At 32.2% G+C, this 21,860-nt stretch carries 23 protein-coding genes; 17 read left to right on the plus strand and 6 right to left on the minus strand.

Going from position 1 to position 21,860, the window contains the following annotated elements:
- Nucleotides 1-430 precede the first annotated feature (430 nt).
- The 5 genes from hisS to ERX46_RS05825 all read left to right on the plus strand — a co-directional run bounded on the left by hisS (nt 431) and on the right by ERX46_RS05825 (nt 6,775).
- The gene (gene hisS, locus ERX46_RS05805) at nt 431-1,801 is read left to right on the plus strand and encodes a histidine--tRNA ligase (RefSeq protein ID WP_130092897.1); all 1,371 of its coding nucleotides are present in this window, start codon (nt 431-433) and stop codon (nt 1,799-1,801) included.
- Entirely contained in the window at nt 1,801-3,297 is a 1,497-nt protein-coding gene (gene hutH / locus ERX46_RS05810) for a histidine ammonia-lyase (RefSeq protein ID WP_130092898.1), read from the plus strand. Before hisS ends, hutH begins: the two co-directional genes overlap by 1 nt.
- Entirely contained in the window at nt 3,294-3,827 is a 534-nt protein-coding gene (locus ERX46_RS05815) for a hypothetical protein (protein ID WP_130092899.1), read from the plus strand. Before hutH ends, ERX46_RS05815 begins: the two co-directional genes overlap by 4 nt.
- 457 nt (nt 3,828-4,284) lie before the next feature.
- On the plus strand, nt 4,285-4,842 hold the full coding sequence (locus tag ERX46_RS05820) for a hypothetical protein (RefSeq protein WP_130092900.1): 558 nt from the start codon (nt 4,285-4,287) through the stop codon (nt 4,840-4,842).
- Between the two features lie 1,375 nt (nt 4,843-6,217).
- On the plus strand, nt 6,218-6,775 hold the full coding sequence (locus ERX46_RS05825; protein ID WP_130092901.1) for a hypothetical protein: 558 nt from the start codon (nt 6,218-6,220) through the stop codon (nt 6,773-6,775).
- Nucleotides 6,776-7,082: 307 nt separating this feature from the next.
- On the opposite strand, the gene ERX46_RS05830 is transcribed toward ERX46_RS05825, so the two are convergent.
- Nucleotides 7,083-8,249: an MFS transporter gene (locus tag ERX46_RS05830; protein ID WP_130092902.1), complete on the minus strand. Its 1,167-nt coding sequence runs from the start codon at nt 8,247-8,249 to the stop codon at nt 7,083-7,085.
- Between the two features lie 221 nt (nt 8,250-8,470).
- On the opposite strand from ERX46_RS05830, the gene ERX46_RS05835 reads away from it, so the two are divergent.
- The 12 genes from ERX46_RS05835 to ERX46_RS17475 all read left to right on the plus strand — a co-directional run bounded on the left by ERX46_RS05835 (nt 8,471) and on the right by ERX46_RS17475 (nt 18,225).
- Nucleotides 8,471-10,315 carry a hypothetical protein gene (locus tag ERX46_RS05835; RefSeq protein ID WP_130092903.1) on the plus strand — a complete coding sequence of 615 codons (1,845 nt, stop codon included), beginning with the start codon at nt 8,471-8,473 and terminating at the stop codon, nt 10,313-10,315.
- A 525-nt stretch (nt 10,316-10,840) separates the two neighbouring features.
- Nucleotides 10,841-11,575 carry an FkbM family methyltransferase gene (locus tag ERX46_RS05840; RefSeq protein ID WP_130092904.1) on the plus strand — a complete coding sequence of 245 codons (735 nt, stop codon included), beginning with the start codon at nt 10,841-10,843 and terminating at the stop codon, nt 11,573-11,575.
- Nucleotides 11,576-12,647: 1,072 nt separating this feature from the next.
- Nucleotides 12,648-13,091: a hypothetical protein gene (locus tag ERX46_RS05845; protein WP_130092905.1), complete on the plus strand. Its 444-nt coding sequence runs from the start codon at nt 12,648-12,650 to the stop codon at nt 13,089-13,091.
- A gap of 137 nt (nt 13,092-13,228) precedes the next feature.
- Complete coding sequence (locus ERX46_RS05850) at nt 13,229-13,642, plus strand: hypothetical protein (protein ID WP_130092906.1); 414 nt, start codon at nt 13,229-13,231, stop codon at nt 13,640-13,642.
- Nucleotides 13,643-13,778: 136 nt separating this feature from the next.
- Nucleotides 13,779-14,222, plus strand: coding sequence for a PepSY-like domain-containing protein (locus tag ERX46_RS05855; RefSeq protein WP_130092907.1), 444 nt, complete (start codon nt 13,779-13,781; stop codon nt 14,220-14,222).
- Nucleotides 14,223-14,374: 152 nt separating this feature from the next.
- Complete coding sequence (locus ERX46_RS05860) at nt 14,375-15,148, plus strand: DUF3050 domain-containing protein (RefSeq protein ID WP_130092908.1); 774 nt, start codon at nt 14,375-14,377, stop codon at nt 15,146-15,148.
- 121 nt (nt 15,149-15,269) lie between these two features.
- Nucleotides 15,270-15,686 carry a hypothetical protein gene (locus tag ERX46_RS05865; RefSeq protein WP_130092909.1) on the plus strand — a complete coding sequence of 139 codons (417 nt, stop codon included), beginning with the start codon at nt 15,270-15,272 and terminating at the stop codon, nt 15,684-15,686.
- The gene (locus tag ERX46_RS05870; protein ID WP_130092910.1) at nt 15,686-16,222 is read left to right on the plus strand and encodes a DUF1697 domain-containing protein; all 537 of its coding nucleotides are present in this window, start codon (nt 15,686-15,688) and stop codon (nt 16,220-16,222) included. The genes ERX46_RS05865 and ERX46_RS05870 overlap by 1 nt, the downstream gene beginning before the upstream one ends.
- 363 nt (nt 16,223-16,585) lie before the next feature.
- On the plus strand, nt 16,586-16,792 hold the full coding sequence (locus ERX46_RS05875) for a hypothetical protein (protein ID WP_130092911.1): 207 nt from the start codon (nt 16,586-16,588) through the stop codon (nt 16,790-16,792).
- A 3-nt stretch (nt 16,793-16,795) separates the two neighbouring features.
- Nucleotides 16,796-17,101, plus strand: a complete 306-nt coding sequence (locus ERX46_RS05880; RefSeq protein WP_130092912.1) for a hypothetical protein — start codon at nt 16,796-16,798, stop codon at nt 17,099-17,101.
- A gap of 270 nt (nt 17,102-17,371) precedes the next feature.
- Nucleotides 17,372-18,046 (plus strand): MBL fold metallo-hydrolase, encoded by a 675-nt coding sequence (locus ERX46_RS05885; RefSeq protein ID WP_130092913.1) that lies wholly within the window; start codon nt 17,372-17,374, stop codon nt 18,044-18,046.
- 5 nt (nt 18,047-18,051) lie between these two features.
- The gene (locus ERX46_RS17475; RefSeq protein WP_165366162.1) at nt 18,052-18,225 is read left to right on the plus strand and encodes a hypothetical protein; all 174 of its coding nucleotides are present in this window, start codon (nt 18,052-18,054) and stop codon (nt 18,223-18,225) included.
- A gap of 3 nt (nt 18,226-18,228) precedes the next feature.
- On the opposite strand, the gene ERX46_RS17480 is transcribed toward ERX46_RS17475, so the two are convergent.
- From ERX46_RS17480 to ERX46_RS17485, 5 genes are all read right to left on the minus strand, one after another.
- Entirely contained in the window at nt 18,229-18,399 is a 171-nt protein-coding gene (locus ERX46_RS17480) for a DUF5522 domain-containing protein (RefSeq protein ID WP_165366163.1), read from the minus strand.
- Nucleotide 18,400: 1 nt separating this feature from the next.
- Nucleotides 18,401-18,997, minus strand: coding sequence for a hypothetical protein (locus ERX46_RS05890; RefSeq protein WP_130092914.1), 597 nt, complete (start codon nt 18,995-18,997; stop codon nt 18,401-18,403).
- Between the two features lie 46 nt (nt 18,998-19,043).
- Nucleotides 19,044-20,426: an MATE family efflux transporter gene (locus tag ERX46_RS05895; protein WP_242494537.1), complete on the minus strand. Its 1,383-nt coding sequence runs from the start codon at nt 20,424-20,426 to the stop codon at nt 19,044-19,046.
- Nucleotides 20,427-20,510: 84 nt separating this feature from the next.
- Entirely contained in the window at nt 20,511-21,491 is a 981-nt protein-coding gene (locus ERX46_RS05900; RefSeq protein WP_130092915.1) for an acyl-CoA dehydrogenase family protein, read from the minus strand.
- A 199-nt stretch (nt 21,492-21,690) separates the two neighbouring features.
- Entirely contained in the window at nt 21,691-21,852 is a 162-nt protein-coding gene (locus ERX46_RS17485; RefSeq protein WP_165366164.1) for a hypothetical protein, read from the minus strand.
- Nucleotides 21,853-21,860 lie beyond the last annotated feature (8 nt).

Consider the following 21,860-nt stretch of genomic DNA (forward strand, 5'->3'; position numbering starts at 1 on the left):
GGGGAGCGCCTTTGGCATTGGTTTATTTACACAGAGATAAAAGGAGGTTTTTCACAGCGTTGCACTGAGCAAGCTGAATGTGAGGGTCACGGAGAAAAAAAAGTTGTGCATGAAAAATGGATGCCGAGTTTTGGGGAGCGCCTTTGGTACTGGTTTATTTTACATGGAAAAAAAGTTAATTCCGAAGTTATTATTCGGTTTTGCGTGAGGGATAGTAACGGCATCCTTTTTATTACCACGAGTTGAAAATTCGCGGTGATAAAAAGATATAGTGGAAAGCCCGACGCAGTTAATTTTCCGATTCTTTTCAATAAATTATTTTTAAAAGTAGAGCCGGAAAATTGACTGGGGCACGCCCAAAAGAAAGATATTCAGCTACACTTCATATTAAGCGTAGAAATTTTCTATTTTTGCTTAAAATATTTTAAAAATGGCTCAAAAACCAAGTATTCCAAAAGGGACACGTGATTTTCTACCTTTTCAGGTGAACAGAAGAAATTATATTTATGACACGATTAAAAATGTGTTTAAAAAATATGCTTTCGCTCCTATTGAAACTCCATCGTTTGAACTTTCAACGACCTTGATGGGGAAATATGGTGAGGAAGGAGACCGTTTGATTTTTAGAATTTTAAACTCTGGTGACAAGGTCAAAAAAGCAGATTTAAAAGCGCTTGAGGAAGGAAACTTACCGAAATTCGCTAATTCACTTTCTGAAAAAGCTTTGCGTTATGACTTAACTGTGCCTTTTGCACGCTTCGTTGTACAGCACCAAAATGATTTGACATTTCCATTTAAAAGATACCAAATTCAACCCGTTTGGAGAGCTGATCGTCCACAAAAAGGGCGCTACCAAGAATTTTATCAGTGTGATGCTGATGTGGTAGGAAGTGATTCCCTCCTATTTGAAGTAGACTTTATTCAGATTTTTGATGAAGTACTTTCAGCGTTAAAAGTTCCAGATTTTACGGTTCAAATTAATAACCGCAAGATTCTTTCTGGAATTGCAGAAGTAACTGGCGAAGAAGATAAAATCATTGATATTACTGTCGCTATCGACAAACTGGATAAAATCGGGGAAGATGGCGTGATCAAAGAATTGAATGAAAAAGGAGTAAGCGAAAAAGCAATTGCTATGATTCGTCCTTTGTTTAGCTTGAAAGGCGACACTGCAAAAATGTTAGCGTTCATGAATGAGTTTCTTGCTGAGAGTGAAATTGGGAAGAAAGGAATTGAGGAATTAGCATACGTATTTAAGAAAACTGAAATTCTAGGATTGAAAAATGCAAAACTAGAATTTGATGTTACACTTGCACGTGGATTAAACTATTACACAGGCGCAATTTTCGAAGTGAAAGCGAATGGTGTAAATATGGGTTCTATTTGTGGTGGTGGTCGATATGATGATTTAACTGGATTATTTGGAATGAAAGATCTTTCGGGAGTTGGAATTTCATTTGGTGCAGATCGAATTTATGATGTGTTGACAGAATTGGAATTATTTCCAACAGACATCAATGAAACGCTTGAATATTTGTTCATCAACTTTGGCGAGAAAGAAGTTGAGTATTCCTTACCTATTTTACAGCAATTGAGAAACAACAATGTTACGGCGGAACTTTATCCGGACGAAGCAAAATTGAAGAAACAGTTTAAATACGCAGACGATAGAAATGCAAAATATGCAGTTATTGTTGGCGAAAGTGAACTTAAAAATAATGAGATTACCATTAAAGAAATGAAATCTGGAGATCAAGAAACGATGTCCGTTAAATCATTCACCGAAAAATATTGTTCATAATGAAAACATTAGTTCTAGATCATCAGCAATTCGAAATTGACGAATTATTTCAATTTATTCTATCAGGAAACAAAGTAGAATTAGGAGAAAATGGACGTAAAGCCGTACTAAAATGCCGTGAATATCTTAACGATAAAATGGAAAATACGGAAGGAAACATTTACGGTATCAATACTGGATTTGGATCACTTTATGACCAATCGATTTCGAAAGCAGATTTAGCGAAGTTACAAGTGAACTTAGTTCGTTCTCACGCATGCGGAACAGGAGCTGAAGTTCCTCAATCTATTGTGAAAACAATGCTTTTATTTAAAGCTATTGGATTGCATTACGGACATTCCGGAGTTCAGGTAGAAACTGTTGAACGCTTGATCTATTTTTACAATAACGATATTATTCCAGTAGTTTATGAACAAGGAAGTTTAGGCGCTTCTGGTGATTTATCTCCATTGGCACACATCGCACTTGCTTTAATTGGCGAAGGCGAAGTCTATTATATAGGAAAGAAAACGAATACTGAAGAAGTAATGTCTTCATTGGACCTCGCTCCTATTCAATTACAATCTAAAGAAGGATTGGCATTATTGAACGGAACACAATTTATGAGTGCATATTTAGCGCATTGTGTTTATGAAGGAAAAAACATTCTAAAACAAGCGAATATAAACGTCGCAATGTCATTAGAAGCTTATGACGGAAGAATTGATCCATTTACTCCTTCTGTAAATAAGATAAGAAATCAGGCTGGACAAATAAAGGCCGCTGCGGCGATTTCTAAACACTTAATTGGCAGTCATTTTATTGGTCAAGAAAAAGTGCATGTTCAGGATCCTTACAGTTTCCGCTGTGTTCCTCAAGTTCATGGCGCAAGTTGGGATACTTTAGATCACGTTGAAAAAGTGGTGACAAGAGAAATTAACGCGGTTACAGACAATCCTACAATTTTTCCAGATGAAGATTTAATTGTTTCAGCTGGAAATTTCCATGGTCAACCTTTGGCTTTGGCTTTAGACTTTCTAGCGATAGCATTGGCTGAATTGGGAAGCATTTCTGAAAGAAGAACTTACAAATTAATGGCTGGAATTAGAGGTTTACCTGCATTTCTAGTTGCAAAACCAGGCTTAAACAGTGGATTTATGATTGCGCAATATACTGCAGCATCCATTGTAAGTCAGAATAAACAATTGTGTACTCCAGCTTCAGTAGATTCAATTGATTCATCGAATGGACAAGAAGACCATGTAAGTATGGGTGCAAATGCTGCGACTAAATTGCACAGAGTGGTTGAGAATGTTTGGCAGATTTTAGGAATAGAATTAATGGCAGGAGCTCAAGGATTAGAATTTAAAGGAGTCGAAAAAACGAGTCCCTTATTACAAGACATCCACAAGAAGTTTAGAAAAAGCATTCCATTTATCAACGAAGACGAATATATGTCTGCTTATTTAAGAGCGAGTAAAACGCATATCAAAAAAGAAAATAATTCTTTAGTATGAATAACCAACAAGAAAATTTAATTGATTCCGAGCTTTCAAACGCAGATGGAAAACGTCCACGATCGCTTAATGTTCTCTTAATACTGAGTTCCATTTATATTGTGATGAGCTTTTCTGCAACACTTCAATCTCTTTCAGATGGTCCACGAACTGAAGTTCAAATGGAGACTGATACTGCTGAATTTTATAGTTCAATTGTTGAATTGAAAGACCAAGGAATTGGCGAAGGCTTAACGGATATGGCTGGAGTAATGATCGAATCTTCTTTTTACATCAATAATGAAGCTTTTTATTTGACCAATAACCTTAGACTACTTGAGCTTATTATTGGAGCAATTAGTATTGTATTGATGTTTCAATTGAAAAAGACTGGATTTCATGTTTACCTATTCTACAGTCTATTTCCAATTATTACGACCTATATCACTTTACCACAAAAATTTATACTTACAGCTTCAATTGTTCTCATGTTAATTTTTGCTGCGTTATTTGCTTTCCTATATGGTTCGAAGTTAAAGTACATGAAGTAGAAATTACTTAGGAATATAATATCTCCTCTCAAGTATATAATTTTTGAAAAATCCAATTAATAACATGGTTTGAGACAAGAAAAGTTTCATTACGACAAAAGAACATCATTTTACTCATAAAAAAGAGGTTTTAAACTCAGTTAAATCACCTAAGAAACCCGTTATATCTTGTTTTTAGAAAAGCTTGGTCGAATCTCCGCTATAAAATCAACTTTTTTCTGAAAATATTTATTTTAGACGATTAAGGCGTTTTCAATGCTTAACGATAATATAAAAGCGACAGACCCAAGAAAACAGCAGAATATCGAATAACGAATTTTCGAGAATTCCAAGCTATTCGTCTAAAACATTGCTAACATTAGAAAAAACATTGTACATTAGTGTAAGTAACAAGTGATATTTTCATGTAAATACCGTGAAAAATATCGAAACTACAGATAATTTAAAATACACTATTATGAACTACTCAAACGAAACATATGTTGAAGATTATACTTCTTTAAGTACGACTAAAAGACCAAAATTATTAAGCTTCTTACTTCTATTGAGTTCTATATTTATTCTTTCAACATTAACAGCGGTTACACAAAAACTAATTGATGGTCCAATGACACAAGTTCAATTGGAACAACAAATGTCTGAACTTTATGGGAATACTCAAATTTTGGTAAACCAAGGTGCTAGTAATGAGTTCATGGAAGAGACGCAACTAATTGTAGAAAACTCTAGATATATTAATAATGAAATATTTTATTTATCAAATGTATCGTTACTTGCTACGCTTGGAATTGGATTGATAAGTGTTTTCCTTATGTTCTTCGGATTTAAAATAGGATTATGTTTTTACTTAATCTACAGTATGCTTCCAATTATCAGCACTTATCTTATTACTCCATCAGGCTTGATTTTAGAAACTCCAATTTTCATCATTGCATTTACATCTGCAGTTTTATTTTTCCTTTACACAATTGGTTTCCATAAACTTGATGTAGCGAAGAAAAACAACAAGTCTTAATATCGCTTATTAATTAGATCTGGTTTTTTGGGATAATAACACGTTTTACTGCTACTGTATTAGGGGATCAAATGTTTTTCACGCGGATTGTAATGATTTAAAAGATCTCTGAACTGCCTTTTAATGACAATTTCGTCACAAATGAAGAAGGTACAGTTCTAATTGGATACACAGATAGATAGCAAATATAAAATCTCTCGTAAGGTATCTGAATAAAAATACTATTAAGGTGGAGGTTTATTTATTTCGAATTCAAAACAGGTGCTTATGCTTATCTAGTTTCAAACTGTGTCTTTATAATACACTGTTTATGAAAATAAAATCTATTCCTTTAACACTATAAAACGTTTTACTCCTACTGTATTCGTGTATCAAATATTTTTCACGCAGATTGTAATGATTTAAAAGATCTCTGAACTGTCTTTTAATGTTGATTTCGTCACAAATGAAGAAGGTACAGTTCTAATTGGATACACAGATAGATAGCAAATATAAAATCTCTCGTGAGGTACCTGAATCAGAATACTATTAAGGTAGAGGTTTATTTATTTCGAATTCAAAACAGGTGCTTATGCTTATCTAGTTTCAAACGGTGTCTTTATAATACACTGTTTATGAAAATCAGATCTATTCCATTAAGATTATAAAACGCTTTACTCCTAATGTATTAGTGGATCAATTTTTTTTCACGCAGATTGTAATGATTTAAAATATTTTTGAACTGCCTTTTAATGACGATCTCTTTATGATCAAAAAGGCAGATTTGTTGCTTGGTCTTTTTTAAACACTCATATAAAAACTGAGACCCCTGTTATTAAAAGTTCGATAGTTGAGCTAAAAAATCATGGAATTGAGAAATTTCTTACGGATATGACTAAAGTAAAGACAGAAATTTATTTTTACAAAACAATGAAGTTTTAATGTGAGTTTCAGCCTGACACTTTAATACTATAACAAGGAATAAGCTAATTATTTTAAAAAAAATCAAGCAATATACGTTATGAGGTAGGAATAGTTTCATTTCGACAAAAGAATACTTATAAATGGAGAAAATGAGCTATTAAAAACTTCTAAAAACGCTTAATATCGCTTATTCAACATATTTTAGTCGAATCTCACCAAAGAAATCTAACTACTATTTGGCGCTTGTTTTCTTAGATGATTAAGCATTATTTTAAGCTTAACAATGTGATAATTTCGATAAATCTATAAAAAGATAAAAACCTTCTCAAAACACATTTAAGAATTCCAAGCTATTCGTCTAAAACTTTTTCGCCATCAAGAAAAAACGAATACTTTAGCACAAGTAATAAGTGAATTATTCATCACAATTACTTTACAAATAAGAAATACTTTTAATTTAAAATACACTATTATGGATTACTCAAACGAAACATATGTTGAAAATTACACTTCTATAAGCACTACTAAAAGACCAAAACTATTGAGCTTTTTACTTTTATTGAGTTCTATTTTTATCCTTTCGACATTAACAGCAGTTACACAAAGATTAATAGATGGCCCAATGACAGAGGTTCAATTGGAGCAAGAAATGTCTAAACTATATGGTAATACTCAAGTTTTGGTAAACCAGGGTGCAAGCAATGAATTCATGCAAGAGACACAACTAATTGTAGAAAACTCTAGATACATTAATAATGAAATATTTTATTTATCAAATGTATCATTAGTGGCTACGCTTGGAATTGGATTGATAAGTGTTTTCCTTATGTTCTTCGGATTTAAAATAGGATTATGTTTTTACTTAATCTACAGTATGCTTCCAATTATCAGCACTTATCTTATCACTCCATCAGGATTGATTTTAGAAACTCCAATTTTCATCATTGCATTTACATCTGCAGTTTTATTTTTCCTTTACACAATTGGTTTCAACAAACTTGATGAAAATAAGAAAAAGGCCAAGTCATAACAGTATTAATTTTAATGACAAAACAAACAGATAATAGTATTTCAAAAAGAGTATTTCTAATCAATGGATTCTAATATTTAGATTTAGACCTAAATCATTATGGTAACAAAATGCTTAACGTCTACTTATTTAATGCATTAACTACTTTTTACACGGATTAAAAAGATTTAGAAGATTAAAAAAATACTTTTCAATCATGTTTCCTTTACAAATAAAGAGGTACAATTCTAATTGAAATCACAAATAGATAACACTTTTAAATCACTCGTAAAATTTTCTGAATCAAGACGCTAGTAGGAACTATAATTTACCTACTCGACTTACCAATAGCGCGCAAACGGAAATTCACTAGATAAAAGAACGCTAAAACACTACCTATACTTGCCAAGCCAGCTCCAACAAGTAATGGCGTATTGAACGCATAACCCAATCCGATTGGAATAGCGCCAAGATAAGCACCTAGACTATTTCCGATATTAAAAGCACCTTGTCCGGCAGAGGCAGCTAGCGTTTCTGCACCTTCAGCACTATTGATAAGCATCATTTGCAAGCTAGAACCAATACTAAAGGCAATTCCTCCAGTTAAGAAAGCCATTGGATAAGCAGCCCATTCTATGTGAGATACAAAATACCCGAAAACTAAGCATACTGCCATGGCCATAAATGAGAACATTGCGGCTTTGGTAGGAATTACTGTATCGGCCAATTTTCCACCAATAAGATTTCCGATAAACATTCCTAAGCCCACTAAAAACATAATTATTGGAACGTGGGTTTCATCCAACCCAGAAACTTTAGTCACCAATGGTCCGATATAGCTGATCCATGCAAATAATCCACCTGTACCAATTGAAATAACAGAAATAATTAGCCAAGCTTCTTTTCTAGAAAAATAATTCATTTGCTTGCGCATATTAACTTTAGGTTTTTCAATTTCAGGAAGCCAAAAATAGATGGTTAGTGCAGTCACCAAACCCAAACAACTGATTACACCGTAAGTAATTCTCCAAGAAAAGTGCTGACCGACATAAGTTCCAAGAGGAATTCCGGCCAAGTTAGCCAAGGTCATCCCGGTAAACATAATTGAAATTGCTTGTGCTTCTTTCCCTGGTTTAGCGAGTTTTGCAGCAACCACTGAAGCTACTCCAAAAAAAGCTCCATGCGGCAAACCAGAAACAAAACGAGAAATGTATAAACTCCATTCATTAGGTGCAATTGAAAAAATCCCGTTGAAAAAGAAAAACAATAACATTAAGAAGAAAAGTACTTTTTTAGGGCGCATATTTGCTGTGGCAATAACTAGAATTGGAGCCCCAACCACCACTCCTAAAGCATAAAGTCCGATCAAGTTACTCGCTTTTGGAATACTGATGTTGATGTCATCTGCAATATTCATGAGCAAACCCATCATATTGAATTCGGTCATCCCCATTGCTAAACCTCCAAATGCTAATGCGATTAATCCTTTGTTCATCTCTACTACTACCGTTTAAAAAAAGAGTGCAAAGATATTGATTTTTTCGTGGGTTGGTTTGTATTTAGAAGAAGATGGGAAATGAAATAAATAGTTTGGAATCCAAAATTTAAATCACATTAAACTTTAAGGATTAAGAAAAGTTGCTATTTTTGAAAGTAAATGAATATGTATTTTCAACACTATATATATTCAAAAAAAACCTCTAAACACTTACAATCATGAAGTTAGAAAAAATATTAGATAAGCTTGGTTCTTTAGAAAAGAATTCTTTCATAAAAATAATTGATAATATCATATCAAAAAACCCTAAAAACCTTAAAGAAATCAACAGTATATTGAGCTCCTCGGATAAAGGACTAAAATCAGTTGATAATCAAAATATTTCAAAAATATTCTCTTTAATATCTTCTGAATTTCAAGAACATATAAAATGTGAGTTTCAAGAAATTACAAATCAACTAGACGTTTTAATAGATATAATAATCCGCGATGGTAATTGTATTATGAAACAAGATTGGTTTTCAAGACTATATGATGACGAATTGAAAAATTTAAAATCAAATTTAAAAGATTTAAACACTGATTTTGAAGATGAAAAATCAGAGCTAAGTATCTCGAGAAAAAGAGACTATAAAATATATAAAGCGTGTTTACATACGGCCTACAATAATGACAAAATTAATAATAGAGATGCTAAAATAACATCAGATGAATTATCAATAATATTGACTTTATCAAAACACCTTGGACTTTCTCAGGAGGAGATTAAACTGATAAACTATTCAATATTACCTATTCAGAAAATCGATATTCAAGAGGTGATAAAGAGCTTGAAAAATATTGGTGTAATATTCTATTCGACTAAAGAGAACACTATTTATGTTGCAGACGAAATGGTAAGAATATTAAGAAAAGTTCGTGAGAAAGAGGTGGCTCAAAAATTTTATCGTCGAACTCTCATTCTACTAAAAGAGCCAATCATTAACCAAATTGCTAAAGAGCATAACATCGACAGAAAAAAATCATATTCTGAAAAAATTGAAAAAATAATTAATGGTGGTGTTCCTTTTACAAATTTACTCCTAAATAATATTTATAAAATGGGAAGTAACTTGACAGAAAAGAAAAAAACTTTAAACGAACTTTGCGAAAAAGGCTTAAATATAAGCACTTTGAAAGGCAGTACACTAGATGAGAAGATAAATAGTTTAATTGAACATTTTGAAAATGTTGAACGTGATGAGAAAGTAGGAATTTCAATAGATGGATATGACAAACTATTGACAGAACTGAATGAAACTCTTACCGGTTTAAACCAACAAATCAGAACTCAGTTTGAGTTACAGGAAGAATATGTATTAAAAGCAGACTTTTTACTTGATTACAACATCAAACCACGAGACATTTTAGACTTAATAGAAAAAAATGACTTAAACAGTTTTATAAAAGAATACGGAGTAAAACAAAGAGGAGACAACATCTTAAATATTTTAGATCATTATAAAGATGTTGAGAATCTATATCTGGAAAATTATGAGAATGTAGCCTATAGGAACTTAAATATTCTGAAAGAAAATGGTATTATAGTTAAAGAAAGTGAGTTAGGGATTAAATTTGAAGAACTCACAAAAGTTATCTTTAAAGATTTAGGATTTAATCTCGATGATACATTAAAAAATCAATTAAATACCAAAAATGATTTAATGGATTTACTCATAAACTTAGGGAATGATGAGATAATAATAATTGAATGTAAAACCAGTAAAGAAAGAGGTTATAATAAATTCAGTTCAGTTTCAAGGCAATTAAAATCATATCAAAATGTTGCTTTAAAAAGTAACTTACGAATTGTAAAAATCCTACTTATTGCACCTGAATTTAGTGATGACTTTGTAACAGATTGTGAAATGGATACGGAAATGAATTTGTCACTAATAACGGCCTCCACTCTTTTAAATATTTCAGAAGCTTTCAAAACATCAAAATATACTGAGTTTCCTCATGTATTATTCCGCGACATCGTTATTAATGAAGAGAGAATTATTAAGGCATTAAGTAAATAGCTAATTTGATCCCCATCTATTTAAAAGTGGACCTAAATTAATTACAACCTTGTAGTATTTCTTAGCTCAAAATTAATATTAGAAACATCAATAAAATGAAGTTTTCCTAAGGTTCACCGACTGAAGAGAGCTTCAAAGTTCATCTTAAAAAGCAATGATAAAAGTAGGCTTAATATCTTCAATAAAAAGTTTTACTGGCATTTGAACTTAAGCGTCAATCCAGCCATCAGCAATACAATACTGTTTAATTTTTTAAGCACAGAATAAGAATTTCCATTGGAATAGAGTTAGTCGAAACATAAATGGGGATATGATGGAATTTGTTGAGAATATATTTAAAGATAGGCTATAATTGTTGACCAATATAACTGGTAGATGGTCGGAAATCAATTAATGAAAAGCTATTAATTAAAAAGAAGTGATAATTAATGTCATGGATTAGAAAAATGGTGTTTATTTTGCAATTCTTTTTTCTCAGGAATAATATTTCTGGTAAATTTTAAATATTAATTAAGGATTAATTAAATGACTATAAAGGATTTTATTAGAGAAGCTTTGATCTTTTCGCATATTGATTTAACTAAAAATCTAAAATACGATAGACTCACAAAAGCTATCATGAAAAAGCACATCAAGAATGATTCAAACTGTGTAGATATTGGTTGTCATAAAGGTGAAATCCTCAGTTTAATGATTAAATTCTCTCCAAAAGGAAAACATTATGCTTTTGAACCTATTCCTTATTTATTTAATGAAATAAAGGAGAAGTTTGAAGACAAAGCCAAAATTTATCCTTTTGCACTTTCTGACACCAATGGAAAAACCACTTTCCAATTGGTTAAAAATGCCCCTGCATATAGCGGAATCAAGCAAAGAAAATATGCGATAAAGAATCCAGAGATTGAAGAAATAGAAGTTGAGATGAAAAAACTGGATGATGTGATATCATTAAAAGAAAAAATTGACTTTATAAAAATTGATGTTGAAGGAGGAGAATTTGGTGTATTGAAAGGAGCACAAAAAATAATAAATAAAGACAAACCGATTGTTCTATTTGAATGTGGAAGAGGTGCAAGTGAATTTTACGGAACCAAGCCAGAAGATATTTACGATTTCATCACAAAAGAAATAGGCATGAAGATATTTACCCTACAATCATTTATTAAAAACAATAGTTCCATGGGTGCAAAAGAGTTTCAAAATTGCTTTAATACAGGTGAAGAGTATTATTTTGTTGCAGCGCCACACCAAAATTCATAATGACAATACTGCGTTAATTTTGATTAAAGCCTTCAGCTAAGAGAAAGAAAGTCTAGTCGTTAACTCTTTAAAATCCAATTCAAAAACATTGATATTCAGCAAGAATTCTAATTCTCGGGACTGTTGAAAACACATCAAAACCTTACTTAATTCACCCGGATTTATAGATGACGTTGTCACAGATTGTGAAATGGATACGTATAAAAGAATTGGCCTACCAATATAGGTCGTTAATCCCTAATTTTAACGATGTGTTTTTTCAATAATACAGCCGATAATCGCATTGATTAATTTTACCTAGAGTTAAACTTTAGCAAAAAGGAAGAAGGGATTCCTCAGTTGTTAAAATCTAAGATTTTCTCAACTATCGGAATGAAACGATGAGGAATCTCTTTTTAAAAAATTAAGACTTAGCTTGGTAACCCAATAAAAGAATTGGGCTATAACATCGGCTTACTTGCATTTAAAATAATTAAGAAGCTTTCAATACATCAAGATATACTGAGTTTCCTAATGTATCATTCCGCGACATCGTTAATAACGAAGAGAGAAGTATTAAGGCATTAACTGAACTACTAGGGACGAAAATACAATAGGTTCAAATGAGAATGAAATTCTATACCTATCAAGATATTTAGATACTAGACATTATATTTTTTGTCTTTTGCCTAAAATCCATTGTTTGATTTAAAACTTTTGGAAGCTGAAGATGCATGTACTAATCCCGATGGCTTATCGGGAGCATATTTTGAACTATTTCTGAGACCAACAAATTCACCACGAAATTTGGCTAAATGCTGAAAATTATTAATTTTGTTATGACTAATTATTGAAACATACAGCAAATGAAATCTACATTCCACTTTGCAATAGCTCTATAAAACTCGATTTCTTAGCGTTTTTAAAGCGCATCAATTTGATTATATCGTTCTAAAACATAAAGGTTCGTATTACATTTATTTTGGGAAATTCTAAAAAAAAACACTTTATACAAATGGAGCCAGAAACCATTTCAAAAACGGGGCGATACTGAAAAGCCTTACGAGTAGGAAAGATCTTAATTTAATAAAATATGAATGTGTTAAAATTTTTAATCATTAGCGTAGCATTGGCTGGAACTTCAGTTCTTTCAAGCTGCAAAAAAGAAGGTTGTATAGATTCATCTAGCGTAAACTATAGCGCTGATGCAAAAAAAGACGATGGTTCTTGTAAATATGAAGGTGAAGCAGTTATTTGGTATGGTGAAGATACATCTCAAGAATTAATGCTTCAAGGAGTTTCAACGTTGAAGTTCTATGTAGATTCTAAACTTGTAGGTTCAACTTCTGCTTCTGTTTATTGGGCTTCCGCACCAGCATGTGGAGCGAATGGTTCAATCACGATTACCAAAGATTTGGGATCTGCCAAAAACAAAACTTATACGTATACTGTTGAAGATGATCTTGGCTTTACAGTTGCTGGAGGTATTTTAAACTTTGAGGCAAACTCATGTGAATCTGTTGAAATAGTGTACTAAACATCTTTTATATATTCCATAAATGAGGTAGCTTATTGAGTTACCTCATTTATTTTTCACTAAGGATCTTCTAGCCCATCTTTTAAAATAAAGTCAAACTAAAAAATTTAACCTATTTCTTTTCCTATATTTATTCCATGGACATCAACTTTAGGAGAGTGTTAGGGTTTACTCAACTATTTGTCGCGATTGGAGCAATTCCAGCTGGTTTAACGATGATTTTAGAACCTAATGGATTTACAATTGGAATGTCTACTGAGATTTTTAAAGACACACCTTTTAATGATTTTTTAATCCCAGGAATATTCTTGCTGGTTGTGAATGGTCTACTCAATCTATTGGCGTCTTTTTTAACTTTCTCTAAAAACAAATATGCTCCAGCCATAGGAATTACGTTAGGAATCTTTCTTATTTTATGGATGCTCGTTCAAGTCTACTTCATAGGCTTATTGCACTTCTTACAAGTGTTGTATTTGATTATTGGAATTATGGAAACGACACTAAGCTTTAAATTGCGTTCAATAAGCAAAATTCAAAATCTAATTGATTAGAAAGAAGTCAAATCGTTTTCAAACAGCTTACATGATTTTCGATTAGCGGATCAAAACCAAAAGACTGTTAAAACAAATTGAAATATGCCATTTTATTCTTAACTTTCATAGAACATTTAATTTATAAAAAACAGTTATGAATTCTAGAAAACTTATAGGAAACGCAATTATTACCACTGCAATAGGGATCATCATAGCAAGATCTAAAAAAGATAAGATCGTCTTTGTTGATACGCTTCCGCAGATTATGAAAGATTATGTTAATATTCATTTCCCTGCTCATACAATCAAAAAAGCCGTGAAAAGCAAAGATATTTTTAATAGAACTTACGACGTATTTTTAGATGGGAAAATCAATTTAGAATTCAATAAAAGAGGAGAAATAATTGAAATTGAAGCAAATTCAAAATTACCTGATTCAGTTATTCCTGAAAAGATTATTGCTTTTGTGGCGGCCTATTTTCCTGACAATTCAATTATAGAGTGGGAATTAGAGCGAAGAACACAAGAAGTTGAATTGGACAATGGATTAGAATTACTTTTTGATTTGAATGATGATTTCTTGAGTATTGATAATTAACATGTGCAAAGTAATTGTTCTTGAAAAACCCATTTAGGAATTATTAGAAGTTGCTTGGTTACGTCTTTAAATTCAAAAATATCGTGTTCTTTAAAACAAATTAACCCCTTATTATTTATCGTTTATATTGTATTTATTAAAATTGATTTGTTGTGGAAAAAATTAGAAAGATAGAAGCAGAAATCTCTGATTTGATAATTGAATTAAAGAACCACAAACTTTATGATAATCTAGAAGAGATCTCTGATGTGAAAATTTTTATGGAGAGCCATATCTTTGCAGTTTGGGATTTCATGTCTTTATTGAAATCACTTCAAAGAAATTTAACGAACATTGAAGTGCCTTGGGTTCCAGTAAAAAATGCGACTGTTTGTAGATTTATAAATGAAATAGTTTTTGAGGAAGAAAGTGATGTCAATGAATTAGGTGAACCCAAAAGCCATTTCGAAATGTACCTTGACGCGATGAAACAAATCGGTGCAAACACAACTTTGATAAATCAGTTTATAGATAAAATCCAAGCAGGTAATTCAGTTGAACAGTCTTTAAATTCGATTAAAATTGACAAAAGAGTTGCAGATTTTGTGCGTTTTTCATTTGAAATTATCGCGACTAACAAACCTCACGTTATAGCCTCAGCTTTTACATTTAGCAGAGAGGGAATAATCCCTGAAATGTTTATTGCTATTTTACAAAAAGGAAATGCTGAAAACAAATCTTATAATAAACTGACTTACTACCTTCAACGACATATAGATTTAGATGGCGATGGACATGGGCCTGCTTCACATAAAATGATATCAGAATTATGTGCATCTGATGAAAATAAATGGAGTGAAACACTTGAAATTGCAAAGCAATCTATAAAACAAAGGATTTCACTTTGGAATGCTATTGATGAAATGATAACTGAAAGTAAATCTTAAAAACATTATTTTATAGATTAAAAAATAGTAGAGATTCTATAGGATAAAACATTTGAAAAGAATAAGTTTGAACTAACTACATAGGTGATTGATATTTAATCAACACCAATTAAAAAAACTTATGTCTTTCAAATACACCATTTGTCATCCAGATAAACAAGCAATAGAATATCCCTCAGAGGTATTGAATAATCAGCAAGTTATTGATTTAGCTAAAAAATATCCTTGGAAAGAACAAATTGACTTATGCTTCAGTTTACTTGAAGAACAGATTTTTTATAGTCCATCATTGGAATTTATAAATACCACTTCTAAGTATTCCTTAACACTAACAGCAGATTTTATCGATGGAGAAATTAGCTTTGCATTGTGGTTTAATAGACCTAAGAAAGTGAAAATACTTTTTGGATTATTGGGACAAACTGAAAGAATGGAAGTAGATGATGTATGGCCTTTTACGCTAGACGAATCAATTAAATACTTAGAGCATTTTGTGAATGAAAATTATTCAGTAATCGAAAAGTTATACCAAAAATAATGGAAAAGAAAATTGCAATTCTAAGAGGAATAAACGTTGGCGGAAATCGAAAAATTTTGATGAATGATTTAAAGTCTATGTTTCATGATTTGGGAATTCCTGATGCGATCACTTACATTCAAAGTGGAAATGTGATTTTTGAATCAAGCCTTGATCCAATAGAATTATCTGATCTAATTGAATCTGCTATTCTTGAAAAGTTTGGGTTTGTTGTTCCTGTAATTATTAGAAAAGCGAAAGAATTAGAGAAATCTATAAAATCTAATCCATTCTACGATTCAGAGGCTGATGTAAATAATTTACACCTAACTTTTTTAAAGCAAAAGCCGTTGAAAAGTGATTTAGATTTGATTCAGTCAATTGATTATACTCCTGATTTATTTGTGGTAAAAGACATGAATGTTTTTATATATTGTGAAGGGAAATATCATGAATCGAAGTTGACCAATAACTTTTTTGAGAAGAAATTGAAAGTTGGGGCGACGACGAGGAATTGGAAAACTGTTTTAAAATTGATGGAGTTGAGTGAAGGTTGAAATTATTTAATCTGAAATAAGAATAGTATAATCGATTGTATGGTTTGCTCATTTGCGCTGTATTGGAACGCGGAACTTGTCCCGCATTTTAATCGGGATGACGCGGATGCTTAAAAAAGCTACGCGGATGATTGTAGATTTTGTGGTGCGCATGTATTATTTTATCAAAAAATAAAACTTGCTCGGTCACTGCATTCATTTGAAGGGAAATTCAACTTGGAACTTGTTCCATAATTTACGGAAGAAGCTAGTCTTTTTCATCCTCCCAAACTAAACTACCTTTTCTTGCAGACGCGGAAAGGTGAAGAAAACTTCTTTACATTCGAAAAGCTAACTTTAAAAATAAGTTTGTATATTTATGTTATGAAAGAAGTAATTTTAAAAATACCCGAAAATAAGTTCGACTTTTTTATGGAACTTGTGAAACAGTTAGGGATTAAAACTGCTGATCAAGATGAGGAGTTCGAAACTCCTGAATGGCACAAGGAGCTTGTTCTTGAGAGAATGAAGAATGCCAAAGAGAAGGATTTCTTTCCTTTAGAAGATTTGGATAATAAAATTAAACTTTAAAATGTGAAGCACTTTTTCAAAGTGATTATAAATGAACACGCAGCCCAAGATATTCAAAAAGGTGTTGATTTTTATAATGAGAAACAAGATTCGCTTGGGACAAGATTCTATACTTCATCAAAAGCAACACCAAAGTCCCTAAATAAAGATGCACTTTTGTATCAAATAAAATATAGTAGCATAAGGTGTGTAAAAGTTAACAACTTTCCATATTTAATTCACTATTCAGTCAATCAGAAATCAAATACTGTTCGTGTTTATTCTGTGATTCCTACCCGTAAAGACCCTCATACAAATTGGGTGAGATAAATAAATTTTAACCTATTAAAAGAAATCGAGGATAAATTACCTAAATGCAATATTGATATTTTTATGGATATCTTAACTCAAGGCTGAACCTAGAAATAACAAACGTATTTATTGTTCTAGCATTAGTATGAGGCTTGAAACTTCTAAAAAAAAAGAAGATTTTGTAATTCTAAAATGGTCAAAGAAAGTTGTGATTGAGCGTATTAGATAAACAAAAAGCAGGATTTACTCCCTTGGGAAACAATATTCCATTAAATTCGTGAGAAAACTATGAAACATATCTATACATTACTAAGTTTCGCCTTAGGAATGCTTTTATCCTTCACAGGGCTTGCACAATCGAATGAAATTAAAATCAAATTTATTGGAAATTGTGGCTTATACATGACCGATGGAGACTTGAATATTTATTCGGATTTTCCTTATAAATCAGGCGCTTATGGCTATATGGAGTTTGATAATTCTGAACTAGATAGCATCAAAGAAAATTCAATTTTTATTTTCACTCATAAACATGCTGACCATTATTCAGGCAAAAACATGAGGAAAACTTTAAGAGCAAAAGGCGGAAAGAAATATGGTCCATCGAATATTAAAAAACTAAAGAAATTTGCTGATTCAAATCCAGATTTTGAAATTCAGACCTTTAAAACCAAGCATAGATTTTCTTTCAGTCAGTATTCATATCTGATTACATGGCATAGAAAGAAGATTTTTCTATCTGGAGATACTGAAAGTGCTGAAACCATTGGAGAAATTAAAAATATGGATATGGCATTTCTTCCGTCTTGGATTTTTATAGACGCTAAAGAAAAGGATATTAAAATAGACGCCAAACGAATTGGTCTCTATCATCTTTATCCTAATGAAACTGTTAGTGGTAATATTCCTGACAATATGATTATTTTACGAAAACAAAAAGCAATTATCTCGCTTCCTTATTAAACATAATGAAACATTCAATTGAAGAAATAGCAATAAATTTTGCAAATGGAGAATTTGATAAAACATCAGATCATTTAAATGAAAATATCATTTGGAATGTTGTAGGAGAAAGTAAATTTAAAGGTATTAGCTACTGCGCTGCAATAATCGAATTTCAAGAGTATAATTTCAATTCATAAAAATCAATTCTTCTTCAGTCGATCTGTTTTTGGATCATAACCATAAGGACAATGTCTGCAATTGTTTTTACAACAATAGCCTCGCCTCAGTAAATACTGTTCTGTGAAAACGATATAACCTTCTTCGGTTTTGTAGTAATCGCCTTCTATCATTGGAATTTTCTTCTTAAACATACTAATCTTTGTTTCTGTTTAATGGAAAGAAAAATGCGATACGATAAATTATCGGCATGTATTTACCTAGATTTGGATTATTGGGATCAGAAACTCTAAAGAAATAGTCTCCACTTAATGGTGAAGGATTTGAAGTCAAAGGATCAGAAATTGCATCTGCAACATCATAAAGAATTCCTACGTTTAATCTTACAAAGTCGAAATCCTTTGAAATCCCTCCTCCTAAAAATGCGGTTAATTTCCAATTTTTCTGTGGATTAACATAGCGGTAAGGATTTTTCAATACTTCGACCTCTGTCCCCAAGAAAAACCATTCTAAAAATCGATAATGAAGAAATCCACCACCTCCAAATACAAAAGCACTACTTGATGTTCCGAGATAAGTGTTTTGACTAAACAAATATTGGAATCTAAAACTTGGTCCATACGCTAAAGATTCTTCTTCAACGAAAGCCCATTTTAGAGCTCCACCGATTGTTCCTCCCATATTTGAGAAACTTGCAGCTTGAACTTCAACGCCAAGTTCTGAGTGATAGGACTGCGCAAATCCAAATAAGGAAGTAAAGAAGAATACAACTACAAAAGTAAATCTAATCATGCCTAATATTTTTAACGAAAATAAGAGTTTTCAGGGTCTTTCTAAACTATTTACTAATTTGATGTCTTCCTTTGACCAACATTCCTTTCCAATGTCCTGTTTTGTAATAAATAAAACCAACTAAGGCTGCCAAAAAGTTTGAAATTGGGAAAGACCACCACAATCCAACCTCATCTAAAGACGTATTATTGGAGAGTAAAAATGCAACTGGGAAACGAATCATCCAAAGTCCAAAAATAGAAATCAATAATGAAATTTGTGTAAATCCAGCACCATTGAAAACACCATTCAAAACTTGCTGTAATCCTAAAAGTCCAAAACTAGGTGCCATAATCTTGATAAACAAAGCACTTTCTTTAATTACTTGTGGATCATTTGGAACAAAGAAAGCAGTAATAGGTTCAGCAAAAACAAAGAGTAAGATCCCTACTCCTGTCAAACCAAAAAAGGCGATTTTAGCACTTAAATCTCCAACTTTTTCTGCTCTTTTAATTTGATTGGCTCCGATGTTTTGTCCAACCAAAGTTGTTGTGGCAATAGAGAATCCAAGTGCTGGAATTACGATTAAACTCAAAATCCGCACTCCAATTCCATAAGCGGCGACGACTTCACTTCCGAAACTGGTTACCAAAACCACCAACATTGTCATTGCTCCTGCTCTTGTGGATTGTTCCAAACTTGACGGAATTCCGATGGCAAACATTTGTTTGGTCCATTTAAAATCCCATTTCATTTGAGGGAACTTTATTTTAATTCCCCGTTTTCCTTTAAAGAGAATGATCATTCCGATAACTGCCGAAATTCCTTGGGTAATTACACTAGAAATCGCTGCTCCTGCTACTCCCATTCCTTCGAATGAACCATAACCAAAAATGAATAATGGATCGAGCACCAAATTTAAAAGTACTGTCCCCAATACGATATACATTGGCAGCCAAACATTTCCGATTCCACGCATTAAAGATTGGAAGACGAAAAACATGAATAGAAATACAAATCCGAAGGAAGAATATTTAAAATAAATAACTGATTCGGTTAGAATTTCTGGTCCAGCACCAACTAATCTCATCAGAGGTTCGGAAGCATGATAGGTTACAAATGACAATAAAATGGATAGAAAAAAGATGACTACAACAGTTTGTGACGAACTATAATTCACATTTTTCTGATTCTTCGCTCCTTTTGCTTGAGCGACAATTACTGATCCAGCTAATGTTAATCCAGCTCCTAATGATAGAATTAAAAATAATATCGGGAAACTCAAACTGACTGCGGCAACGGCATTAACTCCTAATCTACCCAGCCAAAAAGTATCAATCAATTGATACATACTTTGTAAAGCATTCGCCAAAATAATAGGCACAGAAAGATTGATTAAGGAGCTTAAAATGCTTCCTTGCGTTAAATTTCTATCTTTTAATTGCTTCACTCTATTTCTATTTTTGTTTACTTTTGAATTTATACCCAACGCTATAAAATCAGTTTTGTTCGATTAGAATTCTATTCTTTCACTCTACGGCTTTACCATAAAATGTTGAACCGCTGTGAGCACATCTCGATACGCCCAATGTACTAATTTATCTTCTTCGATAAATGGTAATCCACCAGCTAAAAATAAGGTTTGAACAACTTTAAATATTTTCATATTGTTTCCCCCCAACTCTGTTCGCATATTTTGCTCATCTTCCGCTTGATATTCTCCAGCTAAACAAGCTTTTTCAATTTGACTAGCGAGTGCATAAAGCTTTTCTGCTGAGGAATGAAGCAAAGGCAATAAATCAATTTCTATAGTCGATATAACCAATGGTTTTCTTAAATCTTTCAGACAAATCTTTACTAAACATTTAATTACTCCCAGGTAAGATGCGCTCATACACAAGCGAGCGAAAGATTGAAATGGAATATGAAAAACACCGTAATCAGCATTATTTTTGATGACATTCATTTGAAAATCATAGCCTGTTGGAATTTCAACTTCATTTAAAGTTATTCCAAATGATGAAGAATTCCGCATTCCCATAATTGGCCATTTCTCTTCAGACAACTGAACTTTATCTTTTGGAACAACGAAAATTTTGGAATTATGTTCGTCATTATTTGCCGCTAAACTGAATAACGTAGCATGATTTGCTCCGGTACATTTACTCCATTCTCCCGTGATTTTAAATCCTAATTCTGTAGGTTTGCAATTCCCATTTGTAGTTCCACTTCCTGCGATTACAGCATTTTCTGGAGTAAATAATTCTTTGGCAATTTCATCATCGAAAAATCCAGAAAACCAATTCGCACCAGCACCCAGATTAACTGTCCATCCTAAACCTCCTTGAATTTCGGCAGTTTTCAATAATTCCCGACAACCATCTTCCATTGAAAGTTGAAGTCCGTTATAGGATTTAGGAACAAAAAGCTTAAACCATTTCTCGGCGTAGCATTTTTGTAATCTGTCTTCGTTCAGATGAAATTGCTGGTATTCTTGGATTGTGAATGCGTTCATATTACTTTTAATTCAAAGATTCAAGTATTGAAAAATTCAAAAATTAACTGCGTTGAGGGCTTCGCCGTTCGTCATTGAAGAATTCAAAAATATTTTAAAATTATTTATTCAGTATATATTCATTTGGAAATTTATCTCCTGCCAAAAGAATGGGCTTTTCCAAGCACTCTTTCATTTTATTGAGTGTCCAAGCTACACTTTAAACATCCTCACCACCAACGCTTATAGCATTTTCTGTGTATGAAACAGGAGTACCATTGTCGCCATAATAAACTTCGTGAATTTCTAAATAAACCTCACCATCATCATTGTGTGCTAATACCCTGTGATTCCAACCCTTTATTTTTGATTCAACATTCATAATTAATC

The sequence above is a fragment of the Brumimicrobium glaciale genome, from assembly GCF_004152935.1.
Taxonomy (GTDB): Bacteria; Bacteroidota; Bacteroidia; order Flavobacteriales_D; family Crocinitomicaceae; genus Brumimicrobium; species Brumimicrobium glaciale.

Coding starts and splice junctions, on each gene's coding strand:
- hisS (WP_130092897.1), top strand. CDS start 431: ATGGCTCAAAAACCAAGTATTCCAAAAGGGACACGTGATTTTCTACCT.
- hutH (WP_130092898.1), top strand. CDS start 1,801: ATGAAAACATTAGTTCTAGATCATCAGCAATTCGAAATTGACGAATTA.
- ERX46_RS05815 (WP_130092899.1), top strand. CDS start 3,294: ATGAATAACCAACAAGAAAATTTAATTGATTCCGAGCTTTCAAACGCA.
- ERX46_RS05820 (WP_130092900.1), top strand. CDS start 4,285: ATGAACTACTCAAACGAAACATATGTTGAAGATTATACTTCTTTAAGT.
- ERX46_RS05825 (WP_130092901.1), top strand. CDS start 6,218: ATGGATTACTCAAACGAAACATATGTTGAAAATTACACTTCTATAAGC.
- ERX46_RS05830 (WP_130092902.1), bottom strand. CDS start 8,249: ATGAACAAAGGATTAATCGCATTAGCATTTGGAGGTTTAGCAATGGGG.
- ERX46_RS05835 (WP_130092903.1), top strand. CDS start 8,471: ATGAAGTTAGAAAAAATATTAGATAAGCTTGGTTCTTTAGAAAAGAAT.
- ERX46_RS05840 (WP_130092904.1), top strand. CDS start 10,841: ATGACTATAAAGGATTTTATTAGAGAAGCTTTGATCTTTTCGCATATT.
- ERX46_RS05845 (WP_130092905.1), top strand. CDS start 12,648: ATGAATGTGTTAAAATTTTTAATCATTAGCGTAGCATTGGCTGGAACT.
- ERX46_RS05850 (WP_130092906.1), top strand. CDS start 13,229: ATGGACATCAACTTTAGGAGAGTGTTAGGGTTTACTCAACTATTTGTC.
- ERX46_RS05855 (WP_130092907.1), top strand. CDS start 13,779: ATGAATTCTAGAAAACTTATAGGAAACGCAATTATTACCACTGCAATA.
- ERX46_RS05865 (WP_130092909.1), top strand. CDS start 15,270: ATGTCTTTCAAATACACCATTTGTCATCCAGATAAACAAGCAATAGAA.
- ERX46_RS05870 (WP_130092910.1), top strand. CDS start 15,686: ATGGAAAAGAAAATTGCAATTCTAAGAGGAATAAACGTTGGCGGAAAT.
- ERX46_RS05875 (WP_130092911.1), top strand. CDS start 16,586: ATGAAAGAAGTAATTTTAAAAATACCCGAAAATAAGTTCGACTTTTTT.
- ERX46_RS05885 (WP_130092913.1), top strand. CDS start 17,372: ATGAAACATATCTATACATTACTAAGTTTCGCCTTAGGAATGCTTTTA.
- ERX46_RS17475 (WP_165366162.1), top strand. CDS start 18,052: ATGAAACATTCAATTGAAGAAATAGCAATAAATTTTGCAAATGGAGAA.
- ERX46_RS17480 (WP_165366163.1), bottom strand. CDS start 18,399: ATGTTTAAGAAGAAAATTCCAATGATAGAAGGCGATTACTACAAAACC.
- ERX46_RS05890 (WP_130092914.1), bottom strand. CDS start 18,997: ATGATTAGATTTACTTTTGTAGTTGTATTCTTCTTTACTTCCTTATTT.
- ERX46_RS05900 (WP_130092915.1), bottom strand. CDS start 21,491: ATGAACGCATTCACAATCCAAGAATACCAGCAATTTCATCTGAACGAA.
- ERX46_RS17485 (WP_165366164.1), bottom strand. CDS start 21,852: ATGAATGTTGAATCAAAAATAAAGGGTTGGAATCACAGGGTATTAGCA.